15 protein-coding genes and 2 pseudogenes are annotated in these 14,969 nt (G+C 40.0%); 15 read left to right on the forward strand and 2 right to left on the reverse strand.

What is annotated here, in order from left to right; translation table 11 throughout:
• Window positions 1-18: 18 nt before the first annotated feature.
• Window positions 19-669: an HAD family hydrolase gene (locus M5V91_RS02155; RefSeq protein WP_284521690.1), complete on the forward strand. Its 651-nt coding sequence runs from the start codon at window positions 19-21 to the stop codon at window positions 667-669.
• 19 nt (window positions 670-688) lie between these two features.
• Here M5V91_RS02155 and M5V91_RS02160 read toward each other — a convergent pair whose 3' ends face one another.
• Complete coding sequence (locus M5V91_RS02160) at window positions 689-937, reverse strand: hypothetical protein (protein WP_019379720.1); 249 nt, start codon at window positions 935-937, stop codon at window positions 689-691.
• Between the two features lie 293 nt (window positions 938-1,230).
• On the opposite strand from M5V91_RS02160, the pseudogene M5V91_RS02165 reads away from it, so the two are divergent.
• The 7 genes and pseudogenes from M5V91_RS02165 (at window position 1,231) to M5V91_RS02200 (ending at window position 7,790) form a co-directional block, all read left to right on the forward strand.
• A pseudogene (locus tag M5V91_RS02165) lies at window positions 1,231-2,867 on the forward strand (YceG family protein).
• A 2-nt stretch (window positions 2,868-2,869) separates the two neighbouring features.
• Window positions 2,870-3,976 (forward strand): toxic anion resistance protein, encoded by a 1,107-nt coding sequence (locus M5V91_RS02170; protein ID WP_009332625.1) that lies wholly within the window; start codon window positions 2,870-2,872, stop codon window positions 3,974-3,976.
• A 52-nt stretch (window positions 3,977-4,028) separates the two neighbouring features.
• Complete coding sequence (locus M5V91_RS02175) at window positions 4,029-4,640, forward strand: TerD family protein (protein WP_019379717.1); 612 nt, start codon at window positions 4,029-4,031, stop codon at window positions 4,638-4,640.
• A gap of 231 nt (window positions 4,641-4,871) precedes the next feature.
• A pseudogene (locus M5V91_RS02185) lies at window positions 4,872-5,572 on the forward strand (anthrax toxin lethal factor-related metalloendopeptidase).
• A 91-nt stretch (window positions 5,573-5,663) separates the two neighbouring features.
• Window positions 5,664-6,458, forward strand: coding sequence for a thymidylate synthase (locus M5V91_RS02190; protein WP_009332622.1), 795 nt, complete (start codon window positions 5,664-5,666; stop codon window positions 6,456-6,458).
• Window positions 6,455-6,940 (forward strand): dihydrofolate reductase, encoded by a 486-nt coding sequence (locus M5V91_RS02195; protein WP_009332621.1) that lies wholly within the window; start codon window positions 6,455-6,457, stop codon window positions 6,938-6,940. The genes M5V91_RS02190 and M5V91_RS02195 overlap by 4 nt, the downstream gene beginning before the upstream one ends.
• 118 nt (window positions 6,941-7,058) lie before the next feature.
• Window positions 7,059-7,790: a lysophospholipid acyltransferase family protein gene (locus M5V91_RS02200; RefSeq protein WP_251175470.1), complete on the forward strand. Its 732-nt coding sequence runs from the start codon at window positions 7,059-7,061 to the stop codon at window positions 7,788-7,790.
• Window positions 7,791-7,843: 53 nt separating this feature from the next.
• On the opposite strand, the gene M5V91_RS02205 is transcribed toward M5V91_RS02200, so the two are convergent.
• Window positions 7,844-8,080 carry a hypothetical protein gene (locus tag M5V91_RS02205; RefSeq protein ID WP_009332619.1) on the reverse strand — a complete coding sequence of 79 codons (237 nt, stop codon included), beginning with the start codon at window positions 8,078-8,080 and terminating at the stop codon, window positions 7,844-7,846.
• A 173-nt stretch (window positions 8,081-8,253) separates the two neighbouring features.
• Here M5V91_RS02205 and ilvA point away from each other — a divergent pair, with 173 nt between their 5' ends.
• From ilvA to M5V91_RS02240, 7 genes are all read left to right on the forward strand, one after another.
• Window positions 8,254-9,522: a threonine ammonia-lyase IlvA gene (gene ilvA, locus M5V91_RS02210; protein WP_009332618.1), complete on the forward strand. Its 1,269-nt coding sequence runs from the start codon at window positions 8,254-8,256 to the stop codon at window positions 9,520-9,522.
• 145 nt (window positions 9,523-9,667) lie between these two features.
• Window positions 9,668-9,865: a twin-arginine translocase TatA/TatE family subunit gene (locus tag M5V91_RS02215; protein WP_009332617.1), complete on the forward strand. Its 198-nt coding sequence runs from the start codon at window positions 9,668-9,670 to the stop codon at window positions 9,863-9,865.
• A gap of 97 nt (window positions 9,866-9,962) precedes the next feature.
• Entirely contained in the window at window positions 9,963-10,700 is a 738-nt protein-coding gene (gene tatC, locus M5V91_RS02220) for a twin-arginine translocase subunit TatC (protein WP_009332616.1), read from the forward strand.
• A gap of 89 nt (window positions 10,701-10,789) precedes the next feature.
• Window positions 10,790-11,041, forward strand: coding sequence for a DUF2535 family protein (locus M5V91_RS02225; protein ID WP_019379714.1), 252 nt, complete (start codon window positions 10,790-10,792; stop codon window positions 11,039-11,041).
• A 142-nt stretch (window positions 11,042-11,183) separates the two neighbouring features.
• Window positions 11,184-12,029, forward strand: a complete 846-nt coding sequence (locus tag M5V91_RS02230) for a DegV family protein (RefSeq protein ID WP_009332614.1) — start codon at window positions 11,184-11,186, stop codon at window positions 12,027-12,029.
• Window positions 12,030-12,278: 249 nt separating this feature from the next.
• The gene (locus M5V91_RS02235; RefSeq protein WP_026041551.1) at window positions 12,279-13,895 is read left to right on the forward strand and encodes a sensor histidine kinase; all 1,617 of its coding nucleotides are present in this window, start codon (window positions 12,279-12,281) and stop codon (window positions 13,893-13,895) included.
• A 139-nt stretch (window positions 13,896-14,034) separates the two neighbouring features.
• Window positions 14,035-14,958, forward strand: coding sequence for a nucleoside hydrolase (locus M5V91_RS02240; RefSeq protein WP_284521693.1), 924 nt, complete (start codon window positions 14,035-14,037; stop codon window positions 14,956-14,958).
• Window positions 14,959-14,969 lie beyond the last annotated feature (11 nt).

Genomic DNA, 14,969 nt, shown 5'->3' on the forward strand with positions numbered 1-14,969 from the left:
GGCAGGGAAGTGGCCTTTATGACGAACGAGGGGCTCTTGATGCTGAAAAGGGTATCCGCTCAAATGCTCTTTGTGCCTGTTACAACGAGAACTTACGAACAATATAAGCGCATTTTTATTTTTCAGGATGACCAACTTAATATTCCGTACACTGTCACATCGAATGGCGCAAATATCCATTATCATGGAAAGCCTCTTGAGGAGTGGTCCGGCATAGTACGAAAGCGTCTAAAGGCAGAGTGTGCATTGCTTGAGGAAATGATGGACAGATCACAATCTCTGGAACTGAACGGAAAAATAAAAACCGCTGAAAATCTTTTCTTTTACTATATTCTGAATGAACATATTACAACAGCAGCCAAAGAGGAAATAGTAAGGCTGACTGAGTCTTATGGGTGGAGAATATCCCTTCAGGGGAGAAAACTGTATTTTATGCCGAATCCAATCTGTAAAGGCGAGGCAGTAAAATTTATTAAGAATCGGGAAGAAATAAAAATTGTTTTCGGAGCAGGTGATTCAGTTCTGGACCATGATTTCTTAAAGTTCTGCGATTTCCCATACGTCCCAAACCATGGTGAGCTGGCAGCTAATCCAGCCCTCTCACATCCTTACTTGATTTCTAATAATATAGGGGCAGCAGCCGGGAAGAAATTCTTAATGATGTTTTAAATAATATTAAAGAAAGAGTTTAGTCCGGCTGGTCCCTCAGCCATTTTTTTAAAGCGATAAATAAACAGATGCAAGACGTATAGCATCCTGTAAAGATTAAGCTGCTGATGGCAATAGACTGGTAACTAACAAAAGTGAAGACTGCAAGAATTAATGACAAGAAAAAGATGTCTGTGAAAACAAAAGAACTGGAACATAAAATATTCCTGATCATATCCAGATCATGATCAATCCCCTGATATCTCACTCTTCGAAAAAGCAGCCTCATACTGATTCACCTTCCTTTCACAGAGTACTCCAATTTATGCGGGGACAGGAATAATGGTGAAAAAGTTCATTTGAGGTTATTCAGCTATGAAAATACGGCTGAAATGAAACTTTCTTCCTGTTAAATCGTAAAGAAAGTTAACCATTTTAGAAATAGGCTGTATTCCTATGATATGATGGTAATAAGTTTACATATTTTTTCCCGTGTCATTATCCGGGAACTGAAACGCCATTTTTGAATGAAATGATAAGAATGCATCTTTCGCTCATAGAGGGAAGGGATATAAATTGAACTTGTCGTACAGTCAAATTAAAAATCACATTATAAAGATTACACATGAGAATTGGACCTCACACTTAACAAAGCCTAATCAAGAGCGTGACAGTTACAGAGAGGAACAGCAAACTTTGCATATTGGCCAGATTGTTGCCAGGTTTCTCGGAGTTCCGCTTGATGAAGATGAATATTATAATCGTCTTTTTGACCTTATTCACACAGAGAATGCAGAGCTGCTTCTTTTGAGTGAAGAACATCTGGATAAAACCATTAATAATCAGCATTTCCAGGCGATACAAAAAGTCCTGAACATTAACCAGGAACAGGATTTATCCATAAACCGCTTTGCTGCTTTCCTTGATGGGGAACAGCTGCTGCTTAAATCATCCTCACCTTCTATGCACAGGAAGATTAGAGAAGCGATGATCAGTATGCTGAAACTTTTTCTGAACATGAACCAGCCGGATTAAAAAACCAGGATATCCGAAGAGTGCTTGTAGATGTGATTAAGTGGTCCACTAACCATTTGGGCACAGAACTTAAAGATATTGACCCTAAAAGGGCCATGCCAAAAATCCTATGGTACGGTAATGGGAAAAAGAGTCATTTTTATTTTTTGTATTACTTAATTCAAATCGGGTGCGATATTCTTTATTTTTCTCCTTCAGGGGAAGATCTTCCGGCAAAAATGGGGCCGGTTGGTCAGGAATCTTTTGTCCATCATTACCCTGAAAAGAAAAAGCCAGAGCCTTTTCCGCAAGAAAAGAGAAGAAGGAGTGCTACAGTTGCCTATAGAGCATCCAGGGAAATAGAAACCATCCTTAACCATGAGGGATCAGGACTTTATAAGCCCTGGCAGCTGCGGGATTATACACCTTCCTCTGTTACTTTGAAAACCACTTATGATGAGCTCTTTATTTTAATTAAAGAGAAAGCCATGATCCGCCCAAACTTCGAGGTGAAAGAAGGAAGGGTCATGATACCTTCCGTATTTTCAAAAATCCAGGGTGTAAGCAGGAACCGCAAGGAATACTGGGATCGAATACAAACAATCAGCCAGTATGATGAAAGTTTGCTGATAAGGAGATTTCCTTTTACAAATAGCGTCAACAATGATTTTCGGTTCCATTATCGGAATGCACTTGACAGGGAAGGAAAGCTGGATCCTGAAAAAATCATTGCAGGGCACTATTGGAGGTATCAGCAGCTTCCTGGCGGCCTGCAAAATGGAATTGCAATGGCGATTAGAAATATGTGTGAACGTCCGCGTATAAAGCCGCTTTCCGGTGAAGCGGAAGATGAATTGAAGATTTATCTATTTAGCCAAAGCCTGCAAATTCCGCCGAGCATTCTAAAATTAATGCAGCAATTTGATTATTCGCAGGAAGTCCCTAAGATTATCCTCTATAACAACGAGCTGAACGGGACGATGGTAAGATCGGATGCCGCTCTTCTTTTGCTGCTTAATCAGTTTGGACTGGATATTGTATTGTATAATCCGCCGGGCCATAACGACATTGAAAACTTCATTGAGGAAGATTTATATGATGTCCATTGGCTTGAGGATGTTGTTTTTGAACAGGAATTTAAGGAGCCATCTTTTCTAAAGAAGGTTCTCTTTCAAGGAATATTAAAAAATTTAAAGGGTGATTGAAAATGAATCCGACTAACGCAACAGATTTGAATTTAACAGCCCAGGTGCAGGATGACAAATTAACCGAAAATAAGGTATCAGAAATTAAGCTTGCTTTAAGGCAGGAGCCTGAGGTGCAAAATTTGGCCAGGTCCATCGATGAGAAGGACCAAATTCAAATACTTGAATTCGGTAAAGAGCCTGCAGTCCAGATTTCCCGCTTTTCCGATCAGATACTGAGCAACATGAGAACAACCAAGGTTGAAGATTCAGGTGAGCTTTTAAAGCAGCTCGGCAGAATTATGGACAAATTTGACAAGAAGGATTTCGAGCAGGGATCAAAAGGGATCTTTGGCAAGCTTTTCAAGCGCGGTGAAAAGATGATTGAAAAGCTTTTCGGGAAATATCAGACAATGGGCGCGGAAATTGATAAGGTTTATGTTGAAATTTCCAAATACCAAAGTGAAATGGTTGATTCCACATCCATGCTTGAACAAATGTATGAGCAAAATTATCAGTACTATCTGACGCTCGAAAAATATGCTGTGGCAGGACAGCTGAAAGCCGACGATTTAAAAGCCCATCAGCTTCCTCAGCTGGAAGAAAGGGCGGCCCAGGGGGATCAAATGGCTTCGATGCAGCTGGATACGTTAAGAAATGCCATCGAACTGCTGGAGCAAAGAGTCTATGATCTTGAAATGGCTAAAATGGTTGCCCTTCAAACTGCACCGCAAATCCGGCTGCTGCAGCGAGGCAATACTAAGCTGATCGGGAAGATTAATTCTGCATTCGTTACTACGATTCCAATTTTTAAGAATGGCCTGATTCAGGCAGTGGCAGCAAAGAGACAAAAACTTGTTGCAGATTCAATGAGCGAGCTGGACAGACGAACAAATGAAATGCTTGTGCGCAATGCCCAGAATATTTCTAATCAAAGCGCTGATATCGCAAGATTGGCAGGCGGTCCGAGCATTAAGATAGAAACCATTGAGGAATCCTGGAATATCATCATGAAAGGTATGCAGGAGACAAAATCAATAGAAGAAGAAAACAAGCGTTTACGGCAAGAAGGAACCAGGAGACTGGAACAGCTGCAGGACAATTTTAAAAAAATGAAGCAGCAGGGTTAGGCAGCTGCTCATTTTAAAATAAAATATAAATAATTGATGAGGTGGAATTGATATGGCAATAAATCTTCAAAAAGGCCAGCGTGTTGACTTAACTAAAGGAAATCCCGGATTATCTAAAATTATGGTAGGATTAGGCTGGGATCCAGTACAAAAAAGCGGAGGCGGCGGTCTTCTGGGATCTTTATTCGGAGGCGGCGGCGGTGCAAATATCGACTGCGATGCTTCTGTTATCATGCTTGGTGAAAATGGAAAGCTTAAGAGTAATAAAGATGTTATTTATTTCGGTAATTTAAAAAGCAGCGATGGAAGTGTACAGCATTCCGGGGACAATCTTACCGGAGCGGGAGATGGAGACGACGAGCAGGTAATGGTTGATTTAAGCAGAGTGCCGGCACACGTTCACAAAATGGTTTTTGTTGTAAATATCTATGATAGTGTAAAAAGAAAGCAGCATTTTGGCATGATTCAGAATGCATTCATCCGTGTCGTTAACTCTGGAAATAATCAAGAATTGATTAAATATAATCTTACAGATGATTACAGCGGAAAAACTAGTTTAATTGTCGGTGAGATTTATCGCCATGGAGGCGATTGGAAGTTTGCTGCAGTTGGCACTGGAACGGCTTCTCCAGGCCTATCAGATGTTGTACGTTCATATTCTTAATAAAGATATTCATTGGCAGGGCCCGAATTTATTCGGGCCCTTTTTGAATTTTTATTTAATTTTCCCATCATTTGTTTCCTTCAACTTCTTCATTCGTATGTTATAATTTTAATAGATTAACAGAACGGTTAAAAATTTTTCTCCATTCAGGCAGTTCCGCAGCTTAGACACTTCAAAGAGCTCTGTTGCCCGTAAATTATACATCTTAGATTAGCAGAAGGGGCTTTTAAAATGCGCAAAATGGCACTGACATTTACAATCATGATGGTTTCCCTTGCACTGCTGGGGAACTCTCAGGCTGCCATGGGCGGGATCAAACTAAAAGATTATCCGAATTCCTCCCAGCTTAAAGAGTTTCTCAGTTTAAAATCTCCACGACAGCTAGGCGGCATTTTTATATTGCCGCTCGAACCTTTTGATGAGGGGAGGCTGCAGAAATGATTTCCCGGGTGGATAATCTGCCAGCCTCCCTGCTGACGAAAATAGAGGATGAAGATATCAGGGTGAAATTATTCGTAGGAAAGCTTACTGATAATCCTACAGCCCAGCACCTTGAAGGGGTAATTCCCCGCGGCTATACAGGGGGTACCACTTGGGACGATGTCCCGGGGATTGGCGGGGCAAAAACAGTCCTTGTTAAAATAGGCTACAGTGAGAAGGGGAAAGGCCATGGATCCATTAACCTGGAACTTCATGAACTTGCCCATTCTGTTGATCGCTATGTTTACAATGGCATCCGATTTAATCAGAAGTTTCTCTCTGTCTGGAAAGCTGAGAAAGCTAAATTGTTCCCGGGTCAAAACTATTTTCTATCCTTCCCTGAAGAATATTTCGCTGAGGCTTTTGCCATGTATTTTGCAGGCGGGGAATCCAGGAAATCATTAAGTGTGAATGCTCCGAAGACCTATGATTTTATAAACAAATTAAACTAATTTCATCGTATTCTCTTAATTTTTATCCGATGTGAAATTTACGGAAATTCGTGTACAATAGCAATGAGTATTTAAAAAAGGTTGGGTTGAAATGAAACAATATTTGGATCTATGCAAGCATGTTTTGGAGAATGGGACAAAGAAAGAAGACCGCACTGGTACAGGGACAATAAGTACATTTGGCTATCAGATGCGCTTTAACCTGCAGGAAGGCTTCCCATTGGTTACAACAAAGAAATTGCATTTAAAATCCATTATCCATGAGCTGTTATGGTTTTTAAACGGTGATACCAATGTAAAATACCTTCAGGAGAATGGTGTGCGAATCTGGAATGAATGGGCTGACGAGGAAGGCAATCTTGGGCCGGTATATGGTCATCAATGGAGATCATGGACAGGTGCCGATGGAAATACAGTTGATCAGATTAGCAGCCTGATTGACCAGATCAAAACAAATCCTGATTCCCGCCGGCTGATAGTAAATGCCTGGAACGCAGGAGAGATAGAAAAAATGGCTTTGCCGCCTTGCCACTGTATGTTCCAGTTTTATGCAGCAGATGGAAAGCTTTCCTGCCAGCTTTATCAGAGATCTGCGGATGTTTTTCTCGGGGTTCCGTTTAATATTGCTTCCTATGCTTTACTGACTATGATGGTTGCACAGGTGTGCGATCTGGAGCCTGGTGAATTCGTACATACTTTCGGAGATGTGCATATTTACCAGAATCATATTGACCAGGTAAACCTTCAGCTGAGCCGTGATCCCCGGCCGCTTCCAAAAATGATCATTAATCCGGATGTGAAAGATATTTTCAGCTTTAAGTTTGATGATTTCCAGCTGGAAGACTATAATCCCCACCCTCATATTAAAGGAGTTGTCAGTGTATGATTTCTTTAATGTGGGCAATGGATGAGAATCGAGTGATCGGCAAGGATAATAAACTTCCCTGGCATCTGCCTGAGGATTTAAAGTTCTTTAAAAGAACTACGATGGGACATCCGATTGCCATGGGACGAAAAACCTGGGATTCAATCGGAAGACCTCTGCCGGGGAGAGAGAATATTGTTATTACCCGGAATAAATCCTTTTCCTGTGAAGGATGCACAGTTGTAAATACGGTTGAAGAGCTTCTGAAGTACAGCGGTGTAAAGGAAGATGAAATCTTCGTCATTGGCGGTGCCGAGATTTTTAAAGCCATCCTTCCTGCAGCAGATCGTCTCTATTTGACTATGATTTATGACCAATTTGCAGGAGACACATACTTTCCGGAATTAGACATGTCAGAATGGGATCTCCTTTCAAGGGAGAAGGGCACCAGGGATGAAAAAAATCCATATGATTTTGAATTCCTCATTTATAAAAGAAAATAATCTTAAAAGCAGCTCGCTCCGGCGGGCTGCTTTGTTTTTATCATTTATTCTGTAAACATATAGTGAAAGGAACCTGATTATTATATAATGTAAACCATCCCAAGATCTGGAGGTCATTATGCTTCGATTAATAATCTTTTTTCTGTATATGGGCGGATATTTGGTTTATAGCCTGCCTGCACTAACCCGAATGAGGAAACTGAATGCTGCGCTCCCTGTTGAGGAACGAGACCGCATTATCCATAATGTGCCGCAGAAGTGGTCCAGGACAATTATGAAAATCTCAGGCTCTCAAGTGAAAGTTAAGGGGCAGGAATTGATTCCGGGCGGACCTGTTGTCATTGTTTGCAACCATGAAGGGGATTTTGATATTCCAGTCCTTCTTGCATCTATTGATAAACCTTTTGGTTTTATTTCAAAAGTTGAAGTTAAGAAAGCACCCATTATCTCTTCATGGATGGAAGTCATGAACTGTGTTTTTATTGATCGCAGCAATCGCAGCAAGGCTGTCAATTCTTTAAAGGATGCTGCATTACTATTAAGGCAGGGGCACTCTCTCCTGATTTTTCCGGAAGGAACCAGAAGCAAGGGCGGTCAGGTAGCGCCTTTTAAGGTGGGCGGATTCAGGCTTGCACAGGATGCAGGTGTTCCGATTGTGCCAATTTCCATTAAAGGGACAGCTGATGTGTTTGAAAAGAATGGGAGGCTCATAAAGCCGGCTAAAATAGAAATCCAGGTGTGTAAGCCTGTGAATTCCAGGATCGTTCAAAATATGGAAGCAAAGTTTCTTGCGCAGGAAGTAAGAGAAATAATCTGCAGCAGCCTTACAGGCAAGAAGATCGCGTCATAAGAAGAAGGCCCCTTTCAGTCAGGGGCCTTATTTAAATTATGCGGTTAATTAAATTAGAAATTGGGATTCACTAAATAATCTGTCATTTTCTGAATCATTCCGTGGTATTCTTTGGGATCGCAAAACTCTTCTGCTGTAAAGTTGGTTTTCACCCATTGTATTAATTCGTCAGCACTGTTGAAGTACTCTCCGCTCGTGTCGCTTTTCCGAATCATATACCTGCCGTTATCTTCATCCAATGTTACTTCTACAGGCAAAGCGCTATCCAGACTGCATAAAGAAAACTCCATTCCGGCACCCCTTTGAGATATAAATTAGCTTTTGCTTATTATATGTCAGTTTCAGCGATTTCTATCCTTAAAATAATTCGAAAAATGTAAATTTTAAAAAAAACCCGATTGAAATCATGATTTGTCATGGTATAATGTACAAATTAATAACTTGTAAAGAAGAGGGTGGCAAAATGGAACAGAAGGTAATGACAAAAAAATGGGTGCAGTTGGAAGATATTTTGATTGCATACCAGCAGCTAAAGGATATTGTTGCCCATACACCTTTACAGAAAAATGAACGTCTATCAGAAAAGTATGGGTGCAATGTCTATCTGAAAAGAGAAGATCTTCAGCATGTCCGCTCATTTAAATTAAGAGGTGCCTACTATAAAGTTAAATCTTTAACTGCGGTGGAGCTGGAAAATGGTGTTGTCTGTGCAAGTGCTGGGAACCATGCACAGGGAGTTGCCTATGCATGCAGGCATCTTGGCGTCCAGGGAAAAATTTTTATGCCGGCAACCACACCGAGACAAAAAGTAAGTCAGGTGGAGCTGTTTGGGAGGGACTCAGTGGAAATCATTCTCGTAGGAGATACCTTTGATGATTCCTATTACGAAGCTCTTAAATGTGCAGAGGCGGAAAGCAGGGCATTTATTCACCCATTTGATGATCAAATGGTGATTGCAGGACAAGGGACAGTAGCGGTGGAAATCCTTAACGACTGTGAAGAGCCTGCAGATTTTGTTTTTGCGAGTATTGGCGGAGGCGGATTAATGGCCGGACTGAGCACTTACATAAAAAGTATATCACCGGAAACACAGATGATTGGAGTAGAACCGGCAGGAGCACCATCGATGAGTGAATCTATCAGGGCTCAAGCAGTAGCGCCTCTCGAGGAAATTGATAAGTTCGTAGATGGAGCGGCAGTAAAATGTGTCGGTGAAAAAACCTATGAAATCTGCAATGAGCTTGTTGATGATATTTTCATGGTGCCTGAAGGGAAAGTGTGTACGACGATCCTTGAATTATATAATGAGCATGCGATTGTGGCTGAGCCTGCAGGTGCGCTGCCAATAGCCGCACTTGATATGTGCAGGGAGCAAATTAAAGGAAAGAATGTCGTATGTGTGATCAGCGGCGGCAATAATGATATTGGACGAATGCAGGAAATAAAAGAGAGGTCCTTGCTTTATGAAGGCCTGCTTTACCACTTTATTGTGAATTTCCCTCAGCGTGCCGGAGCATTAAGAGAGTTTCTTGACGAGGTTCTTGGCCCGGCAGACGATATTACACGTTTTGAGTACACGAAGAAAAATAATAAAGAAAATGGTCCAGCCCTTGTGGGAATTGAGTTAAAGCATAAAGAGGACTATAGTGACCTCATTTTAAGAATGAATAAAAAAGGATTTTCATACAAAGAGATAAACAAAGACAGTAACCTTTTTCATCTGCTGGTATAAGCACCCGGATGACTTGGCAGCTTCATATTATTTACTATGATTTGTGACTGAAATATGAATTTTGATGATATCTGTGACATTTCCTTTGAAAAGTACTATAATCGTATTAGATTCAGATGGGAAGTACTTAAAAGGAGATGTGAATATGCTTTCAAATATTGGTGTTCCGGGATTAATTTTAATCCTTGTTTTAGCGTTAATCATATTCGGACCAAAAAAACTGCCGGAAATTGGCCGTGCTTTTGGTGAAACACTTAGAGAATTCAAAAAATCCACCCGTGATTTAACGAGTGACGTAATGGAAGAATTTGAACAGGATTCTAAGAAAAAAACGGTTAAATAAGGTGTAAGGATATACTTCTTGCACCTTTTTGTTTTGGTTTCAGATACAGCAGGCTGGGCCATAGCCTGGTTTTTTATAAAATTAGCAGGAGAATTATATGGAAGAAAAAGAGTTAAATTTAGTCGAACATCTAGATGAATTAAGAAAAAGACTCATTATAACGGCATCAGCATTTATCCTGTTTTTTATTGCAGGCTTTGTTTTTGTGGAGGATATTTATAAATGGCTGGTAAGAGACCTGGACGTCAAATTGATTGTCCTGGGTCCAAGTGATATTATCTGGGTTTACTTTATGCTTGCTACGGTCATTGCAGTTGCAGGAACAATTCCCGTTCTGGCTTTGCAGATTTGGCTTTTTGTCAAGCCTGCCCTGACAGCCGCTGAGCGGAAGATTTCTCTTTCTTATGTGCCGGCGCTTTTTATATTGTTCATTATTGGTCTTTGCTTTGGCTATTTTGTCATTTTCCCCACAGTATTGAGTTTTCTTGTTGAATTGGGTGGAGAAATGTTTGAGGCTAATTTCACTGCGGATAAATATTTCCGCTTTGTCCTAAATATGACTTTGCCTTTTGGAGTTTTGTTTGAACTCCCTGTAGTCATCATGTTCCTGACTTCGCTTGGAATCATTAATCCTTATGTGCTTACTAAAATCAGGAAGTATGCTTATTTTGTCCTTGTCGTGATTTCAGTTGTTATATCACCTCCTGACTTCATGTCTGATATTCTTGTCACTATTCCATTGCTTCTGCTTTATGAAATAAGCATCAACTTATCTAAAATTGTTTACAAAAGAAAGCTGAAAAAGGCAGAGAATTCAGGAGAGGCATCTTCTTAAAAAAATTAATCAGATAGCATAATCAGACACATTTCGAGCCGTATTTGGGGTATAATATAAACAAACGGGTGAAAAAGAGGATTGATATTTTGCTATTTAAAAGCCTAGAGTTCAAAAATGCTGTTGGACAGAAGGTAAAAATTATTGAAATTCCTGTATTGGCAAAAGATAGCCCTTATTATTTTATGATCCAAGTCCGTTTGAAAACTTTTATTGCGGCCACTAACGCCAATGAGAAAACACTTAAGAACCATTCATTTAGAGAATATCTAAAGCGAGTTTTAAAGTGGCCCGTCTATGAAGAGATTTTTAAGACTCCAGAATTAAAAAATAACGCTTAACAACTTTGATGCCGGCAGCCAGCCGGTATTTTTTTGGCCACTTGAGGAGGAGAAATAAAGGCTTTATATTTATCGCTTTATTTGTATTTTGCTTAAATGTATAATATGAACTAATTGTTAATCCAGGGGAAGTGAAAGCATAATGGCTAAAATTAAAATTGTAACAGATTCTACAGCTGACCTATCCAGCGAATTGATTGAAAAATTCGATATTGAAGTTGTCCCGCTATCTATTCACATAGAAGGTAATACATACTTGGACCGGGTTGATATTACTCCATCTGAATTCATGAGAAAAATGAAAGAAGCGGACGAGTTGCCTAAAAGCTCCCAGCCTCCTGCAGGAGTATTAGCTGAGGTGTATGACAGGTTTGGTGACCAAGGCTATGATATTCTCTCTATTCATATGACTGGCGGAATGAGCGGTACTGTTCAATCAGCAGAAAGTGCAGCAGCTATGTCACATGCAAATGTTACAGTGGTTGATTCAAGATATATATCCAAAGCACTGGCTTTTCAAGTATTGGAGGCTGCAAAAATGGCCAGCGAAGGGAAAAGTATTCAGGAAATTGTCAGCCGGCTGGAAACCATTCGCAGTAATACTAAATTATTTGTAGTAGTAGATACGCTGGAAAATCTTGTGAAAGGCGGAAGAATCGGCAAAGGCAAGGCCATGATCGGGTCCTTGCTGAATATAAAACCAATTGCCTCGCTTGAAGGCGGTGTATACACACCAGTTGCCAAAGTAAGAAGCCATACCCAGGTGGCCAAGTATTTGGCCAAGCAATTTGCAGAGGATATCAAAGGGAAAACAATAAAAGGTGTAGGCCTTGTCCATGCAGAAGGCATTGAGTTAGCTTCTAAACTGAAGAAAATGATTGAAGAGCTGGATGCTGCTGCAGAAATTGAAATCGAAGAAACAACTCCAATTATCAGTACACATACGGGACCAGGAGCAATTGGATTTATGTATCATCTGGAAGATTAATAAAACGGACGCATGGCTATCAGGCTATGCGTTTTTTTGCAGTTTAGGAATTTATAAAATATAACGATGTGAATAACTTTGATGAAAAATTATCTGCATCCAGCTCCTACCCGATCAAGGGCCTTCCGTTTTTGACCAGGATATAAATGCTGCACTTTTAAAACTTTGGCGTTTTTAGAGGATTTCAGCAGAATTTTGCCGAAAAAGGTTAGATAGCTACTTAGAATATAAGGAATCGGTGACTGCTATATGAAGGATCAAATAAAAAATCTGCCTTTGTTCAGAAAAGTACTGTTATTCTCCTTCCTCATTTCTATCTTTGTCACAGTTTTTACAGCAGGCATCAGCTTTATGGTTGAAACCCGGCATCTGGAGAAGCAGCTTACAGATAGAGTGACTGACATGGCTTCTCTTTGGAGCTCTGTTATAGAGTACAAAGATGTTGAAAAAGTAAAGGAATATCAGGATCCGTCCGATCCGGCTTATAAAAGGCTGCAACATGTTATTTCATTGGTAAATGAAAAGGCAGCCTATTCAAATGCTTCACTGCTGATGCCGGAAAAAAGTGATGATAACTCGGTAAAGTTATTAGTAACTTCCAAAAGCTCTAAAGAAATGGGCCTGGAATCATTTTCATTTTATTCGGCAAGTGACGATTTTATAGATGGTTTAACGGAAGCTGTGCAGAAGAGAAGTACTGCATCCAGTAAGGTTTATCAGGATCAGTTTGGCACCTGGATTTCTGCCTTTTCACCTATTGTGGACTCTAAAGGAAATATTATTGCCATATTATGTATCGATATTGATGCTGCTGTGCTGAAATCGATTCAAAGAGATTTAGCCCTTTATTTATCAGGCTTATTTTTAATCATTATCTTTTTAGTATATTTTGTTTTGAAACGGGGTCTTAAAAAAGTATTAGAGCCAATTAATGATATTATTTCAGGTTTTAAAGAAGTCAGCAGCGGTAACTTTAACGTAAAGTTAAAGCCTTCTAATCAAGCAGATTTAGGCATTCTTTCAGAGAGATTTAACTTTATGACCACCCGGCTGGCTATCCTTTTTGAAAGACTGTCTGCCACTTCCGAGCAATTTGGGACAGTGCCAAGGAATACTCCCTCTTCACATCGCTTTGAAGAAGCAATAGGGGAAATGGAGCATATCATGGAAAGGACAAAGATTCTTAAAGAGCTGCAAAGAGCTGAAAAGATGAACGCAATTGGCCAGCTTGCTGCTTCGGTGGCACATGAAATCAGAAACCCAATGACGGTAGTAAAAGGATTTCTACAAATTTTTTTGGCTAAGGAAGAAATGACCGAAGAAGAAAAAATGTACATAAAGCTTATGATTGATGAGATGGATAGGGCGGAAACAATCATAAATGATTATTTATCCCTTGCCAAACCTGATATAGAACAAGTAGAGGCAATTAATGCCGGAGAACTTGCTGCCGGTGTAATTGATCTAATGAACTCTTATGCCATGATGTCAAAAAATATATCTGTTGCTTCCGAGATATCTGAAGGTATATGGATACAAGGGAATGCCAGTGAGTTAAAGCAGGTTTTGATCAATATTTATAAAAACGGCATTGAAGCCATGAAAAATGGGGGCTGTTTGTCACTTTCGGTATCCACTGAAGGTATATATGGTGTTTTTGAAATTTCTGATACCGGGATTGGTATGACAAGAGAAGAAATGGATAGATTGGGAACCGCTTTTTATTCTTTGAAAGAAAAGGGAACTGGGATGGGCCTGCTGGTATGCTACCAAATTGTCGACCGGATGAAGGGACGTATTGAGGTTAATAGTGAAAAAGGAAAAGGAACGGTATTCCGGATATTCATTCCGCTGGCAATTGATTAGATTTATAGAGCTTTATCCTGTAATTGAAAATATTTGCCATTCTTGTTTATCCCCCGAATAAAATGAATTATGGGGGTGTAGGGTTGAAGAAAAAAATGTCCTTTTATTCAGTGACTTTGGAATAGATGATTTTGTTGCGGTGATCTTTGCCTTTTTCTCAGAAGAAATCAATATCGTGGGGATTGTTGCTGATTATGGAAATGTATCAAGGGAAGATGCCATCCGAAATGCTGCATACCTGCAAGAAGTAACTGGACACAAGGAAATTCCTGTATTCAGCGGAGCTGTTTTGCCATTAACCGGGGAAGTTCCGGTGTATTATCCTGACGTCCACGGTATAGAGGGACTCGGCCCGATTGTGCCGAATCTGGAGAATTCCAATGACATATTTGAAAATTTTGATGATTTCAAAGACCTGATCCAGAAGTATGAAAATGATATAATTATAGTAAATGTAGGCAGGCTTTCATCACTGGCTGCGGCATTTATTCTTTACCCTGGACTCATGAGTAAAGTCAGTGACTTTTACATAATGGGAGGGGCATTTAATGTTCCTGGCAATGTGACTCCGGTAGCTGAAGCAAATTTTTATGGTGATCCATATGCGGCCAATGTCGTGTTTGCGAATGCACCGAAGAAAATTCATATTCTTCCTTTGGATGTAACGATGTCTGCAATCATTACACCAGCTGTTGTCGACGCCCTTGATGCTTATTATCAGTCTGTACAAAATAAAGTAGGCTTGCTTATTAAGCCTATGGTTGATTATTATTTTCATTTTTATAAAGGAACCTCCCCTGGCATAAGCGGCAGTCCCCTGCACGATTTGTTAACCTTTTGGGCAATGCTAGAAGAAGCTGAAATTCAATATATGGAAGTCCCGGTAAAAATAATTGTCAACAGAGGGGAGGCGTTCGGCCAGAGCATTGGAGATTTTAGGAATGCACCTCCTGAAGATAAGATGAAATACCGGATTCATCGGATTGCTGTACAATTTAATTATTCAAGTTTTATCAGGAAATTTTATGAGATAATGACCAATCATAAAACGAAAACACCCTAAAAGGAAAAATG

Origin of the sequence: Cytobacillus pseudoceanisediminis, from assembly GCF_023516215.1 — a bacterium.
Classification (GTDB): Bacteria; Bacillota; Bacilli; order Bacillales; family Cytobacillaceae; genus Cytobacillus; species Cytobacillus pseudoceanisediminis.

Coding starts and splice junctions, on each gene's coding strand:
- M5V91_RS02155 (WP_284521690.1), top strand. CDS start 19: ATGACGAACGAGGGGCTCTTGATGCTGAAAAGGGTATCCGCTCAAATG.
- M5V91_RS02160 (WP_019379720.1), bottom strand. CDS start 937: ATGAGGCTGCTTTTTCGAAGAGTGAGATATCAGGGGATTGATCATGAT.
- M5V91_RS02170 (WP_009332625.1), top strand. CDS start 2,870: ATGAATCCGACTAACGCAACAGATTTGAATTTAACAGCCCAGGTGCAG.
- M5V91_RS02175 (WP_019379717.1), top strand. CDS start 4,029: ATGGCAATAAATCTTCAAAAAGGCCAGCGTGTTGACTTAACTAAAGGA.
- M5V91_RS02190 (WP_009332622.1), top strand. CDS start 5,664: ATGAAACAATATTTGGATCTATGCAAGCATGTTTTGGAGAATGGGACA.
- M5V91_RS02195 (WP_009332621.1), top strand. CDS start 6,455: ATGATTTCTTTAATGTGGGCAATGGATGAGAATCGAGTGATCGGCAAG.
- M5V91_RS02200 (WP_251175470.1), top strand. CDS start 7,059: ATGCTTCGATTAATAATCTTTTTTCTGTATATGGGCGGATATTTGGTT.
- M5V91_RS02205 (WP_009332619.1), bottom strand. CDS start 8,080: ATGGAGTTTTCTTTATGCAGTCTGGATAGCGCTTTGCCTGTAGAAGTA.
- ilvA (WP_009332618.1), top strand. CDS start 8,254: ATGGAACAGAAGGTAATGACAAAAAAATGGGTGCAGTTGGAAGATATT.
- M5V91_RS02215 (WP_009332617.1), top strand. CDS start 9,668: ATGCTTTCAAATATTGGTGTTCCGGGATTAATTTTAATCCTTGTTTTA.
- tatC (WP_009332616.1), top strand. CDS start 9,963: ATGGAAGAAAAAGAGTTAAATTTAGTCGAACATCTAGATGAATTAAGA.
- M5V91_RS02230 (WP_009332614.1), top strand. CDS start 11,184: ATGGCTAAAATTAAAATTGTAACAGATTCTACAGCTGACCTATCCAGC.
- M5V91_RS02235 (WP_026041551.1), top strand. CDS start 12,279: ATGAAGGATCAAATAAAAAATCTGCCTTTGTTCAGAAAAGTACTGTTA.